A 13800-nucleotide genomic window follows, 5' to 3' on the forward strand; every position below is an offset into this window, starting at 1 on the left:
GGCGACAGCGTTCAGTATTTACAACACTTGGCCCCCGCAGCAGCGTCAACCCTCGAAATAGAGCCTTGGCACGCGACGCAAGTTGCAGAAGATCTGGTACGGAATGGTGTCCGCCCACTGCGCCACTTCGCTGGCGAGGATGTTTTTGCCCCACAGCTCGACGGTCGAACCGAGGTCCGCTTCCGGCACATCGGTGAGGTCGATGCAGAGCATGTCCATCGATACGCGGCCAAGCAGGCGGCTGCGTTTGCCGGCCACCAGCACCGGCGTGCCGGTCGGGGCATGACGCGGGTAGCCATCGGCATAGCCCATGGCTACCACGCCGATGCGCATCGGCTTGTCGGTGATGAATTTGGCGCCATAGCCGATCGGCTCGCCGGCGGGCAGTTCGCGCACGCAGATGACTTTCGATTCGAGGGTCATCACCGGTTGCAGACGCTCGGCCACGGCGTTGGCTTCTTCGAACGGGGTCGCGCCGTAGAGCATGATGCCCGGGCGCACCCAGTCGCTGTGGATCTGCGGCCAACCGAGCACGGCCGGCGAGTTGCGCAGGCTGACTTCGGCAGCCAGACCCTGACGCGCCGCTTCGAACACCGCGACCTGATCGGCGCTGCTCTGCTCATGCAGTTCATCGGCGCGGGCGAAGTGGCTCATCAGCACGATTTTCGCCACTTTGCCGCTGGCCAGCAGGCGCTGGTAGGCCGCCGCGTAGTCCTTCGGATGCAGGCCGACGCGGTGCATGCCGGAATCGAGCTTGAGCCACACGGTGATCGGTTTGCTCAATGCCGTCTGCTCGATGGCTTCGAGTTGCCACAGTGAATGCACCACGGTCCAGAAATCATGCTCGACGATCAGTGCCAGTTCATCGGCTTCGAAGATGCCTTCGAGCAACAGCACCGGAGCCTTGATGCCGGCCGCGCGCAGCTCCAGCGCTTCTTCAATGCAGGCGACGGCAAACCCGTCGGCCTCGGTTTCCAGCGCCTGGGCGCAACGCACCGCACCATGACCATAGGCATCAGCCTTGATCACCGCCAGCGCCTTGACGCCGGTGACTTCGCGGGCAATTCGGTAGTTGTGACGCAGGGCTTCTAGGTCAATCAGGGCACGGGCAGGACGCATGGCGGCAGACTTCTAGGCGGTCATGGAAATAAAAACCGGCGCCGACTGACGACGTGAACCGCCAACAGCGCCGGGAGAGGGATCTTTAAATCGGTTACGGCAACGCGGCGACGATGGAGATCTCGACCAGGATGCTCGGCTTGGCCATCTTCGCTTCGACGGTGGCCCGGGCCGGCGCGGCGCCTTTGGGCAGCCACTGATCCCACACCGAATTCATCCCGGCAAAGTGCGCCTCGATGTCATTCAGGTAGATCGTTGCCGACAGCAGATGCTGCTTGTCAGTCCCGGCCAGATCCAGCAGACGCTCGATGTTGGCGAGCACCTCGCGGGTCTGCTGTTCGACTCCGGCGTCGAAGTCGTCGCCGACCTGCCCGGCCAGATACACGGTGCCGTTGTGGGTGACGATCTGACTCATGCGCTCATTGGTGAGCTGGCGCTGGATTGCCATGTTTTGCGGACTCCTGAGGCTTGTTGCCGTAACGGGAAATATCGAGGCCTTCGGCGCTGATCTGCGGCTTTTTCTTCGCCATCAGATCGGCCAGCAAACGACCGGAACCGCACGCCATGGTCCAACCCAGGGTGCCGTGACCGGTGTTGAGGAACAGGTTCTTGAACGGCGTGGCGCCCACGATCGGCGTGCCGTCCGGGGTGGTCGGACGCAGACCGGTCCAGAAGCTCGCCTCGGCCAGATTGCCGCCCTGAGGATAAAGGTCGTTGACGATCATCTCCAGAGTTTCGCGCCGACGCGGGTTCAGCGACAGGTCAAAACCGGCGATTTCCGCCATGCCGCCGACGCGGATGCGGTTATCGAAACGGGTGATCGCGACCTTGTAGGTCTCGTCGAGAATGGTCGAGGTCGGGGCCATGGCCGGGTTGGTGATCGGCACGGTCAGCGAGTAACCCTTGAGCGGATACACCGGAGCCTTGATGCCCAGCGGCTTGAGCAGTTGCGGTGAGTAGCTGCCGAGGGCCAGCACGTAGCGGTCGGCGGTTTCCAGCTTGCCGTCGATCCATACACCGTTGATGCGGTCACCGGCGTAGTCGAGGCGCTGGATGTCCTGGCCGAAGCGGAATTCCACACCAAGTTTCACGGCCATTTCCGCCAGGCGCGTAGTGAACATCTGGCAGTCGCCGGTCTGGTCGTTCGGCAGACGCAGGGCGCCGGCGAGGATGTCGGTGACATTGGCCAGGGCCGGCTCGACACGGGCAATGCCGGCGCGGTCGAGGACTTCAAACGGTACGCCGGATTCTTTCAGCACGGCGATGTCTTTAGCGGCGCCATCGAGCTGTGCCTGAGTGCGGAACAGTTGCGTGGTACCGAGGCTGCGGCCTTCGTAAGCGATGCCGGTTTCGGCGCGCAGTTCATCGAGGCAGTCGCGACTGTACTCGGACAGACGCACCATGCGCTCCTTGTTCACTGCGTAACGGCTAGCGGTGCAGTTGCGCAGCATTTGCGCCATCCACAGGTACTGGTCGATGTCGGCAGTGGCCTTGATCGCCAACGGCGCGTGGCGCTGCAGCAACCACTTGATGGCCTTGAGCGGTACACCCGGCGCAGCCCATGGCGAGGCATAACCCGGCGACACCTGGCCGGCGTTGGCGAAACTGGTCTCCATGGCCACGGCTGGCTGCCGGTCGACCACCACCACTTCAAACCCGGCACGGGCCAGATAGTAAGCACTGGCGGTACCGATGACGCCGCTACCCAAGACCATTACGCGCATTTTTGTATCCCTCATCGCGGCGGGGCCGCGTACGTCTGTTGTTAGAGCAATGATGCGCGCAGTGTAAAAAAGAATGGCCAGTGCATTTCACTATATAAGCGCCTATATTTGGCGACAATTCTCGGCAAAAACCCTTTTCACGGAGGCGCATCCCCTATGCGTACCAACACTCAGACCAAACGTGAGCTGGACAAGATCGACCGCAACATTTTGCGGATCCTGCAGGCGGACGGGCGCATATCGTTTACCGAACTCGGGGAGAAGGTTGGTCTGTCCACCACACCGTGCACGGAGCGAGTGCGGCGACTGGAGCGCGAGGGGATCATCATGGGCTACAACGCCCGCCTGAACCCGCAGCACTTGAAGGGTAGCCTGCTGGTGTTCGTCGAGATCAGCCTCGATTACAAATCCGGCGACACCTTCGAAGAGTTCCGCCGCGCGGTGCTGAAACTGCCGCACGTGCTGGAATGCCATTTGGTGTCAGGGGATTTCGACTATCTGGTGAAGGCGCGGATCTCCGAGATGGCTTCGTACCGCAAGCTGTTGGGCGACATTCTGTTGAAGCTGCCGCATGTGCGTGAGTCCAAAAGCTATATCGTGATGGAAGAGGTGAAGGAGAGCCTGAGCCTGCCGATTCCGGACTGAGATTTGTGCTGCCTGATCCGGCCCCATCGCTGGCAAGCCAGCTCCCAAAGGTTCAGTGGTCAACAGATATTCTGTGAACGACAACGATCACTGTGGGAGCTGGCTTGCCAGCGATTGGGTCGACTCGGTTCCAGCAATTGCGCTAAACCAGCACCTGCCGATTCGCCGCCATGTATTCGAAGATCTGCTTTTCAACCCGTGGATAAATCAACTCCACCGGCCCCCGCCCGTTCGGGCATGGCAGGGTTTTGGTGGTACCGAACAACCGGCAAATCAGCGGTCGCTCGCCATACACCGTGCAGCCATTCGGCCCCAGGTGTACACAGTTCAGTTCTTCCATCGCCGCATCCTGCTCGGCGCGGGTCTTGCGCGGCAGGCGTGACATTTCTTCCGGCGAGGTGGTCACCGGCCCGCAGCAGTCATGGCAGCCTGGCACGCACTCGAACGTGGGGATCTGCTGACGCAGGTCGCGAATGGTCTGGCGGTTGCAACTCATCGAAACGGTAATCCACATGAAATAGGCGGCAATTGTGCCGCAAAAGCCGAGATCCACACAGCAACGGCCGACCAGTGTTGCCCGTCTTCGGCCGTGCGGCTTATGCTCCGTCAAATTTTCTCGACACCCAGCCGTTGGATGATGCCCATGAATGCCCGCGCCCGAACCTTCGCGAGCCAACCCCACGTTGCCTCTTACTACGCCGCCAGCAGCCTGCCACAGCCCGACTATCCGGTTCTGCAAGGCGAGATGAGCGCAGACGTGTGCGTGGTCGGCGGCGGCTTTTCCGGGTTGAACACCGCGCTGGAACTGGCCGAACGCGGCCTCAGTGTGGTGTTGCTGGAAGCGCACCGGATCGGCTGGGGCGCCAGCGGCCGCAACGGCGGGCAGTTAATTCGCGGGGTCGGCCACGGCCTCGACCAGTTCAGCAACGTCATCGGCGCTGACGGCGTTCGCCAGATGAAACTGATGGGCCTGGAAGCGGTGGAAATCGTCCGCCAGCGCGTCGAGCGTTTCCAGATCCCGTGCGATCTGACTTGGGGCTACTGCGACCTCGCCAACAAACCGGCCGATCTCGAAGGCTTTGCCGAAGATGCCGAAGAGCTGCGCAGCCTCGGCTATCGCTACGAAACCCGCCTGCTGCAAGCGGATGAAATGCACACCGTGGTCGGCTCCAAACGCTATGTCGGTGGCTTGATCGACATGGGTTCCGGGCATCTGCACCCACTGAACCTGACGCTGGGCGAAGCCGCTGCCGCACAGCAATTGGGCGTGCAGCTGTTCGAGCAATCGGCGGTGACGCGTATCGATTACGGCCCCGCAGTTCGCGTCCACACCGCTCAAGGTTCAGTGCGGGCGAAAACCCTGGTGCTGGGCTGCAACGCTTACCTCAACGATCTCAATCCGCAACTCAGCGGCAAAGTACTGCCCGCCGGCAGTTACATCATTGCGACCGAACCGCTGTCCGAAGAACTGGCGCACAGCCTGCTGCCGCAAAACATGGCGGTCTGTGACCAGCGGGTGGCGCTGGATTACTACCGGCTCTCGGCGGATCGGCGCCTGCTGTTCGGCGGTGCCTGCCACTATTCCGGGCGCGACCCGAAGGACATCGGCGCCTACATGCAGCCGAAGATGCTCGAAGTGTTTCCGCAACTGGCGGGCGTGAAAATCGACTATCAATGGGGCGGCATGATCGGCATCGGCGCCAACCGTCTGCCACAGATCGGCAGGCTCAATGATCAACCGAACGTGTATTACGCCCAGGCCTATTCCGGGCACGGAGTGAATGCCACGCACCTGGCGGGCAAGCTGCTCGCCGAGGCGATCAGCGGGCAGCACAGCGGTGGCTTTGATCTGTTTGCCAAGGTGCCGCACATCACCTTCCCCGGCGGCAAGCATTTGCGCTCGCCGTTGCTGGCGTTGGGGATGTTGTGGCATCGGATTAAAGAGTTGGTCTGATGTTTTTTTGAGGCCCTGAATACACCTTCGCGAGCAAGCCCGCTCCCACAGGTGACCGCGCTCCACCTTGAGAACACGGTCGAATGTGGGAGCGGGCTTGCTCGCGAAGGGGCCGAAACAGGCGCTAAAACGTTCAGATCCGCCAGAACGGCTTCAACCCCTCTTCATTTGCCTGCTCCCGGGTCAACCCGACGTCCTTGAGCTGCTCCGGCGTCAGATTCATAAGCGCCTTGCGCGTGTGCAGACGATGCCAGAACAGGCCCCAGCGACTCAGGCCGGATGGCGCGTTACGCATGGCGCTATTCCATGCACTGTCCTCCTGCCCTGCCGCCAGTTCCTGACTGCGTAACGTCAGCCGCACATCGCTCAAGCCGTTCATTTTTGTTGCTCCTGTTTACTTGGGTAGCCAGAGATTCCATGATGCGCGGGTCGGCAAAAGCATTACAGATTCAACACATCTGTATTAACTCCATACAGATTTGCCATTCCTGAGACTGAATTACCGATTTTTGCTGCATCTGTACTGGTTTAACGAATAACCTGCATCGAGGCAGTGCCATGACCCTGTATGTGAACCTCGCCGAACTGCTCGGCACCCGCATCGAACAAGGCTTCTACCGTCCTGGCGATCGCCTGCCTTCGGTGCGCGCCTTGAGCGTAGAACACGGGGTCAGCCTGAGCACGGTGCAACAGGCCTATCGCATGCTCGAAGACAGCGGTCTGGCAACGCCGAAACCCAAGTCCGGCTACTTCGTGCCGGTGGGCCGCGAGCTGCCGGAGCTGCCCGCAGTCGGGCGTCCGGCGCAGCGACCGGTGGAGATTTCGCAGTGGGATCAGGTGCTGGAGCTGATTCGTGCGGTGCCACGCAAGGACGTGGTGCAACTGGGTCGGGGCATGCCCGACGTGACCACGCCAACGATGAAACCGCTGTTGCGCGGACTGGCGCGGATCAGCCGACGCCAGGACATGCCCGGTCTGTATTACGACAACATCCACGGCACCCTTGAACTGCGCGAACAGATCGCCCGGTTGATGCTCGATTCCGGCTGCCAGTTGAGCGCCAGCGACCTGGTGATCACCACCGGTTGCCACGAAGCACTGTCCACCAGCATCCACGCCATCTGCGAACCGGGCGACATCGTCGCGGTGGATTCGCCGAGCTTCCACGGCGCCATGCAAACGCTCAAGGGCCTGGGCATGAAAGCCCTGGAAATCCCCACCGATCCGCTGACCGGCATTAGCCTCGAAGCGCTGGAACTGGCGCTGGAGCAATGGCCGATCAAGGTCATCCAGATCACCCCCAACTGCAACAACCCGCTCGGCTACATCATGCCGGAGTCGCGCAAGCGCGCCCTGCTCAACTTGGCACAGCGTTTCGACGTGGCGATCATCGAGGACGATGTGTATGGCGAGCTGGCCTACACCTACCCGCGTCCGCGCACGATCAAGTCCTTCGACGAAGATGGTCGAGTGCTGCTGTGCAGCTCGTTTTCCAAGACCTTGGCCCCAGGCCTGCGCATCGGCTGGGTCGCGCCGGGTCGTTATCTGGAACGGGTGCTGCACATGAAATACATCAGCACCGGTTCGACCGCACCGCAGCCGCAGATCGCCATCGCCGAATTTCTCAAGGGTGGCCATTTCGAACCGCACTTGCGGCGGATGCGCAGCCAATACCAACGCAATCGTGACGCGATGATCGACTGGGTTACCCGCTACTTCCCGGTCGGGACCCGCGCCAGTCGTCCACAGGGCAGCTTCATGTTGTGGGTCGAATTGCCGGAGGGTTTCGATACGCTGAAACTCAATCGCGCGCTGCACGATCAGGGCGTACAGATTGCCGTCGGCAGCATCTTTTCCGCCTCGGGCAAATACCGCAATTGTCTGCGGATGAATTACGCGGCCAAACCGACACCGCAGATCGAAGAGGCGGTGCGCAAGGTCGGCGCAGCGGCGATCAAACTGCTGGCCGAAGCCTGATCATTCCAGCTGAAACGTACCGAATCCCTCAAATCGCTGAAGGTCGGCGACACGACTTGAGGCATCACTGACGCGCGCTTCGATTTCCAGCTCCACCTCCAGATGGCGCCCGGCGGCGATACTGCCTGCGCGCCATGCGGTGATGCGATCGCCAGGCTGCAACAGGCCCGCCTCGCCATCATCGCGCTGCCATTGCACCGGCGCGCCATCCAGACGCGCCGCCACAATGCGTATCTGCAACCGTCCCGGTGCCCAGCGGTAATGCAGCGCATCGCTGCTCGGAGCAGCAAAGTTCCACCTGATGGCGCGCGCAGCCGGACATTGAATCCGTAGATGAACCGTGCGCACACCAAAACTGCCTTCATTGCCCGATGGCCGGGCGAGCAGCTCCGCCCGCGTCGAAACGCCATAGTCCACAGCGCTCGGTGAGAGTGTCATCTGGCAGGCCTCGCTGGCCATGACCGAGGTCGATGCCAACGATGCCAGCGTGATCAGGACAATCCATCGATGCATGCGCAATAACTCGGTCATGTAAGGTTCAAAGGCTGACAGAGCGCGTCGACGGGCTCGATCAATGCTTGCTCGTCCGGCGCTTCAGCCAGATTGAATTGCAGGTCGCAGTGCGCGCTATCCGACAGTTGCACCCGCAGCGACTGACCGGGTTTGATGTCCGGCAGAAAGATCGCCCCGGCCTCAAGCACCGTGGTCACGTATTCGCCTTGCCCGTTCTGTACGGCGAGGCCACTGGGCAACCATTGCCGGTCAAGCGTCCTGGCCTTCAACAGCACACGCCGCACGCGGGTGATGGAAAAATCCATATGCTGAACCGAGCCACGCCCGGCCTCGACCTCCTGATAACCGTCGAGCACCTCGACGTTGCGCGGCAAACTCAACGGATCGACTTCCAGCCGGGCTGTGGAATAGGCCGGCAAACTCGCCACCACCGCCCGGCCCAATCCATCCGTCCACACCGGGCCTTGCGGCGTGTACAGCTTCAGACCCGCACGGTCGCCAGCCTTGAGCACGGCAAAGGTCTCGCGCAGCGGATACGGCGACAGCGTCACACCGTCGCGATGCAACGCCATGCCGCCGCGCAGCCCCAGGTCGAATTCGCTTGCCCCGGCTCGCTGGTTCAGGCCCAGATCCAGACTGGTGTAATGCGCCAGTGCGTTGACCCGCAAACCCAGCGATGGCGCCGCAGCTTCACGCTGTTCGGCACTGGCGCTATAGGCCAGGGTTTCACTGAGCACTTCACTCATCGACACGCCACTGCGCACCCCTGATCGCGGATCGCTGCGCAGGTAACTGCGAGCCCTGCGCTGATCGCCCAATGGTATCCCGGCCGTCAGATAGACCGAGGTGCCCCGCTGCCTCGCGTCGGCATCGCCGATCCCTCGCTCCAGACTCAACGACAGGCTGATGCGCGCGGGCAGTGTCTGCGACCAGGACAATCCCAGGCGCATGTTGGGTGGCTCGTCCACGCTGGTGTAGCGCGACCAGGTCATGCCGAATGCCCCCCAGCGCTCGACAGTACCGTTGAGCGAAAATGTCCAGTGATCGCGCCCGGAGGCGTCGGCCCGTCCCTGCTGCTGGCTCCAGCCGGTGTCCGACAGGCTGCGAAAGCCCTTGCCACGGTGCACCGCAACCACACTGGTGGACAGATTCGGCGACAACACGGCACTGACGGTCATTTGCACCTCATGACCTGCAATGCCTGTGTCTCGATCGCTGGACAACACCTGGCGCACACCGGTGCTCAGATTGCCCGGCCATTGACGCTGCAGCCCCCAGCCTGCCGACAGATAATCCGCCCCACCGAGGAACCCGCCGCTCACGCGCAACGCTCGTGACAGACTCCACTCTCGGCCAAGGGTGGCAAATGACGGCGCCTGACGATCATCCGAACCCTGGCGTCGCACCGTGCCAAGCGCCAGATTGAAGCCGTCGGCGCGATCGAATTGTGGATCCTGCAGGCTGGCTGCCGGGACGCGAAAACGCCGCACTTGCCCTTCCTGCTCGTGCACGCTGACTTCGAGGTCGAGCTGGTTGCTCAACAACGGCAGCGCGCGCAAGGTGAAGGGGCCGCCGGGAACCAGTGTGGTGTAGATCAGCACGCCGTTCTGCCGGACTTCGATTCGCGATGGCGACCAGGCAATGCCCTCGACCTCGCCACGTGCACCCTCCTGTGCTGCGCGCATTTGCGCGAACGCACCTTCCGGCAGAATCTGCACTCCGTTGAACGATTCGCCGGCGAACAATGGCGACTGCAAGTTCAACTGGCCGATCTGCACGTTGGCTTCGTAAGCTTCCAGAGTGCGCGTGCCATAGGCATACAGATGCTCGAAACGCGTGCTGTCGGGCAACTGCGTATAGGACTGGCGACTGCGCAAGACCCAGTTGCCGGCATTCAGGCCGAACTCCGAACCCAGCCTGCGAAAATCGCTACGTTGCCCCTCGTGCTGGCTGCCCATGACCAAAACATCGTAGTTGAACACGCCGCCCACTCCGCCATTGGCGAAACTGCGTGGCTGAAATTCCGGCAATGCCAACAGGTCCGTCGGCAGCAGCAGGTCGATCTGTTCCTTGCCGGGATGCAATGCAACGGTGGCCGCTGGCAGACCTTCGCCCAGCGTCAGGCACTGCTGCGGTTGAACGGGGGGCAAAGCCGCTTGCGCGCGCACACCAGCAGCCTTGAGCAAGGCCGGTTGCAGGCACGGCTCGCCCTGTTCATTGAATGTCACGAACACCCGCCCCCGTGGCTGTCCATTGACCTCAAGCGCGACCAGCCATGTGCCTTGGGAGAAACGCGGTGCTTGGCGAAAGTACTCAGCCAATGCGGGGTCGAGCCCGCGCTCGCGAAGCACCTGCGCATCGAATTCCACCCCTTCACTGGCCATCGTCATGCCGATCGCATTCGCCATCAGCAGTGCCAGTCCCTGACGGGCACACGTGCGCATCAGTGCGTAACCGGGGCATCAAAGTGATCGACCGCAAAGCCATATGTGGTCGCCGGAAAGATCCGCACTGCCATGGTTCGCACTGTCACGTTCAACGGCAACCCGACAGACAGGCGCTCCCCTGGCAGGATCCAGGTACGCGGCAGATCCACCGCCTGCGTGCCCGGCAGCGGAACAATCGCTTTAGCCAGTCGCACCACGTAAGGACTGGGATTACTGACCAGCAAACCTTCAGCCGTGGCTGACCAGCTCAGGCGTTTCCATGGCTCGCGCTCCACTGGCAGACCGGCGGGGCGCAGGATCACCGGCAGGTTTTGCCGAACACCCAGATTGACCCGGGCACCGTCGACACCTGCCACAGGATTGATCCCCTCAAAAATCACCCGTTTCAGACGCTCGGTCTGCAATGGTTCGGCGCTCTGCAACATGAACCGTACCTGCTGCACCGCACCAGGCTCGACACGGGCAATCGGCGGACTGAACAGCAACAGCAGTTGATCATGCGGCTCGATATTTTCGACCGTGGTGTGCAGCAGGGCCGGACGCGTTTCGGTGTTTCGCACATTCATCGTCGCTTCACCGACACCCTCATCCACCACCAGCACAGGGGTTTGCGGCACCATTCCGGCAGCGTGAACCCCGGGCATCAAAATCAAGACGAGCAGGCACAGTGGCAACGCCCGCAAGCCTGGGCGGCACATTGAAATCGGCATCGGTATTGCTCCGCAGGGGGCAGCGCACCCGGCAAAGGGCGCGCTGAATGAACCTGAAAGAACCCGGTAATGGCCGGGTTCTGACGATCAGAGGTAGAACATCTCGAAGGTCACCGAGCCATCGAGCGGGATCTCGCTGGTGATCGGCAGCGCGTTGCTCGGGCCGATGATCGGCAACAGGCTCATCGGAAACCCGTGGTGACGGGCCGCGACCGGGCCAGCTGCCACGCCGGAACCCCATGAGTAGAGCGCCGGGGCATTGCCCACCAGCGGCGAAGCAGGCAGTTGCCACGCCGGTGCTGCCAGAGTGCGTGTCATCAGAGTCTGCGGGGCACCGTCGGCTTCCGGACGACCGTGACGCAGCGCAAATCCGCCGATACGGATGCCGTTGATTTCACCCAGGCCGTAGAACAAAGCCGGATCGTTATTACCGGCACCATCGTTGATGCCCGGCAATTTGGTGGCTGTACGATTGTCTCTGACCGACACCTCGACCGATGCCTCTGCATCACAGTTGATGTGCAGCGAAATGTCGTGGGTCGGCAGCAGCGTCTGCGTGGTCTTGTTCAGGGTGGCTGCGGATATCTTGCGCAAATCTACCGTGCCGCCACCGGCAAATGCAGGGATGCACGAGGTCGGAATAATGGTTCCGATCACGCTCAGATCCACGCTCTCGGCGACCACCAGGGTGGGTAATACTGCAGCCGCGACGGCTGCCATCCATGTTGTTTTTTTCATCAGTCCCTACTTCATCGGTTATTGATCAATGGCAGTTGTTCAGCGCATTGCCTTCACAAGACGCTGAACACCGGGGCGATGATTTCGTTTTTTGCAGGATCCGTATGTAGGAATCGGCGCCGACCAAGAGCTGAAAAAACAACAAAACAAATAGTCCAAAACCACAGGCGAACTCATTCCTACTTTTGAACGACTAATTGTTTACACAGTGTGGCGAGGATCCGCCGGAAACGGTCTTGGAAATCCTCTGCGTGCCATACTCCGTCACCCCCTGCCTCCAGCCGAGAAAGCAACGTGCGACCCGGAAAAAAATTGCTCGCTGTCTGTGCGTTGTGCTCGTTGGCCAGTGGTTGCGCCACCCTCGATGCGCCGCGCGAACCCAGCCAGGCGTTGCCGGCCGCGGGCTCCGCATTCGGTCGCTCGATTCAGACCCAGGCAGCGCCCTGGCAGGGCCGTTCCGGCTTCCGCTTGCTGTCCAACAGCACAGAAGCCTTCACCGCCCGCGCCGAGCTGATTCGCAATGCGCAAACCAGCCTCGACTTGCAGTACTACATCGTCCATGACGGCGTCAGCACGCGGATGCTGGTGGAAGAACTGCTCAAGGCCGCCGACCGCGGCGTGCGCGTACGCATCCTGCTCGACGACACCACCAGCGACGGCCTCGACACGATCATCGCCACGCTGGCGGCGCATCCACAGATCCAGATCCGCCTGTTCAATCCGCTGCACCTGGGCCGCAGCACCGGCGTGACCCGCGCCGCCGGACGCCTGTTCAACCTGTCGCTGCAACACCGGCGTATGCACAACAAACTGTTCCTGGCGGACAACAGCGTGGCCATCGTTGGCGGGCGCAATCTGGGCGACGAGTATTTCGATGCCGAGCCGAATCTGAATTTCACCGACATCGACATGCTCAGCGTCGGCCCGGTGGCCGAGCAACTCGGGCACAGTTTCGACCAGTACTGGAACAGCGCGCTGAGCAAGCCGATCAATGAATTCCTCTCCAGCAAACCGAGCATCAAAGACCTGCAAAACACCCGCACGCGCCTGGAAGAGTCGCTGGATGAAACCCGTAAACAGAATCACGCGCTGTATCAACAGTTGATGACGTTCAAGACCGCGCCACGCATGGACATCTGGCGCAAGGAACTGATCTGGGCCTGGAACCAGGCGTTGTGGGATGCGCCGAGCAAAGTGCTGGCCAAGGACGAACCGGACTCGCAACTGCTGCTGACCACGCAACTGGCGCCGGAGCTGCGCGGCGTCAGCAAAGAGCTGATCATGATCTCGGCGTACTTTGTGCCCGGCCAGCCGGGGCTGGTGTACCTGACCGGGCGCGCCGACGCCGGGGTCTCGGTGAGCCTGCTGACCAACTCGCTGGAAGCCACCGATGTGCCGGCGGTGCACGGCGGTTATGCGCCGTATCGCAAGGCGCTGCTGGAGCACGGGGTAAAACTGTATGAGCTGCGCCGTCAGCCTGGGGATAACTATGGCAGTGGCCCGCACCTGTTTTACAGCAAGTCTTTCCGTGGTTCGGATTCCAGCCTGCACAGCAAGGCGATGATTTTCGATCGGCAGAAAGCGTTTATCGGCTCATTCAACTTCGATCCGCGCTCAGTGCTGTGGAACACCGAAGTCGGGGTTCTGGTGGACAGCCCGGAACTGGCCGAGCATGTGCGCGAACTGGCCCTGCAAGGCATGGCGCCGGCTCTGAGCTATCAGGCGAAACTGCAGGATGGCGAGATCGTCTGGGTGACCGAGGACAACGGCCAAATACACACGCTGAGCAAGGAACCAGGGAGCTGGTGGCGGCGCTTCAATGCGTGGTTCAGCACCACTGTTGGTCTTGAGCGGATGCTGTAATCGAATTGAAAACTCATTTGTGGCGAGGGAGCTTGCTCCCGCCTGAGTGCGCAGCGCTCACGAAGTCTTTGGGGCCGCTGCGCAGCCCAGCGGGAGCAAGCTCCCTTACC

13 protein-coding genes are annotated in these 13800 nt (G+C 61.6%); 4 read left to right on the forward strand and 9 right to left on the reverse strand.

What is annotated here, in order from left to right:
- Positions 1-45: 45 nt before the first annotated feature.
- The 3 genes from alr to dadA form a co-directional block, all read right to left on the reverse strand.
- Entirely contained in the window at positions 46-1119 is a 1074-nt protein-coding gene (gene alr, locus J1G18_RS02070; RefSeq protein ID WP_223007020.1) for an alanine racemase, read from the reverse strand.
- A 94-nt stretch (positions 1120-1213) separates the two neighbouring features.
- On the reverse strand, positions 1214-1567 hold the full coding sequence (locus tag J1G18_RS02075; RefSeq protein ID WP_027610426.1) for a RidA family protein: 354 nt from the start codon (positions 1565-1567) through the stop codon (positions 1214-1216).
- Positions 1539-2843, reverse strand: a complete 1305-nt coding sequence (gene dadA / locus J1G18_RS02080) for a D-amino acid dehydrogenase (RefSeq protein WP_007962383.1) — start codon at positions 2841-2843, stop codon at positions 1539-1541. Before dadA ends, J1G18_RS02075 begins: the two co-directional genes overlap by 29 nt.
- Positions 2844-2999: 156 nt before the next feature.
- On the opposite strand from dadA, the gene J1G18_RS02085 reads away from it, so the two are divergent.
- A complete protein-coding gene (locus J1G18_RS02085) occupies positions 3000-3488 on the forward strand; it encodes an Lrp/AsnC ligand binding domain-containing protein (RefSeq protein WP_003177284.1) in 489 nt (162 codons plus the stop codon).
- A 142-nt stretch (positions 3489-3630) separates the two neighbouring features.
- Here J1G18_RS02085 and J1G18_RS02090 read toward each other — a convergent pair whose 3' ends face one another.
- Positions 3631-3984 carry a YkgJ family cysteine cluster protein gene (locus J1G18_RS02090; protein WP_223007021.1) on the reverse strand — a complete coding sequence of 118 codons (354 nt, stop codon included), beginning with the start codon at positions 3982-3984 and terminating at the stop codon, positions 3631-3633.
- Positions 3985-4131: 147 nt separating this feature from the next.
- On the opposite strand from J1G18_RS02090, the gene J1G18_RS02095 reads away from it, so the two are divergent.
- The gene (locus J1G18_RS02095; RefSeq protein ID WP_223007022.1) at positions 4132-5442 is read left to right on the forward strand and encodes an NAD(P)/FAD-dependent oxidoreductase; all 1311 of its coding nucleotides are present in this window, start codon (positions 4132-4134) and stop codon (positions 5440-5442) included.
- Between the two features lie 133 nt (positions 5443-5575).
- On the opposite strand, the gene J1G18_RS02100 is transcribed toward J1G18_RS02095, so the two are convergent.
- On the reverse strand, positions 5576-5821 hold the full coding sequence (locus tag J1G18_RS02100) for a DUF1127 domain-containing protein (protein ID WP_134784980.1): 246 nt from the start codon (positions 5819-5821) through the stop codon (positions 5576-5578).
- A 179-nt stretch (positions 5822-6000) separates the two neighbouring features.
- Between J1G18_RS02100 and J1G18_RS02105 the strand changes: the two genes are divergently transcribed.
- Positions 6001-7419 (forward strand): PLP-dependent aminotransferase family protein, encoded by a 1419-nt coding sequence (locus J1G18_RS02105; RefSeq protein WP_134784981.1) that lies wholly within the window; start codon positions 6001-6003, stop codon positions 7417-7419.
- Here J1G18_RS02105 and J1G18_RS02110 read toward each other — a convergent pair whose 3' ends face one another.
- The 4 genes from J1G18_RS02110 to J1G18_RS02125 all read right to left on the reverse strand — a co-directional run bounded on the left by J1G18_RS02110 (position 7420) and on the right by J1G18_RS02125 (position 11827).
- Positions 7420-7950 (reverse strand): hypothetical protein, encoded by a 531-nt coding sequence (locus tag J1G18_RS02110; protein WP_135296832.1) that lies wholly within the window; start codon positions 7948-7950, stop codon positions 7420-7422. It abuts the gene before it with no gap.
- The gene (locus J1G18_RS02115; RefSeq protein ID WP_210556335.1) at positions 7947-10376 is read right to left on the reverse strand and encodes a fimbria/pilus outer membrane usher protein; all 2430 of its coding nucleotides are present in this window, start codon (positions 10374-10376) and stop codon (positions 7947-7949) included. The genes J1G18_RS02110 and J1G18_RS02115 overlap by 4 nt, the downstream gene beginning before the upstream one ends.
- Positions 10376-11089, reverse strand: a complete 714-nt coding sequence (locus tag J1G18_RS02120; protein ID WP_223007023.1) for a fimbria/pilus chaperone family protein — start codon at positions 11087-11089, stop codon at positions 10376-10378. The genes J1G18_RS02115 and J1G18_RS02120 overlap by 1 nt, the downstream gene beginning before the upstream one ends.
- Before the next feature lie 87 nt (positions 11090-11176).
- Positions 11177-11827, reverse strand: coding sequence for a DUF1120 domain-containing protein (locus J1G18_RS02125; RefSeq protein WP_098966262.1), 651 nt, complete (start codon positions 11825-11827; stop codon positions 11177-11179).
- Positions 11828-12139: 312 nt separating this feature from the next.
- Here J1G18_RS02125 and J1G18_RS02130 point away from each other — a divergent pair, with 312 nt between their 5' ends.
- Positions 12140-13690, forward strand: a complete 1551-nt coding sequence (locus tag J1G18_RS02130) for a phospholipase D family protein (RefSeq protein WP_262415490.1) — start codon at positions 12140-12142, stop codon at positions 13688-13690.
- Positions 13691-13800 lie beyond the last annotated feature (110 nt).

It is taken from the genome of Pseudomonas sp. MIS38, from assembly GCF_019891575.1.
Taxonomy (GTDB): Bacteria; Pseudomonadota; Gammaproteobacteria; order Pseudomonadales; family Pseudomonadaceae; genus Aquipseudomonas; species Aquipseudomonas putida_A.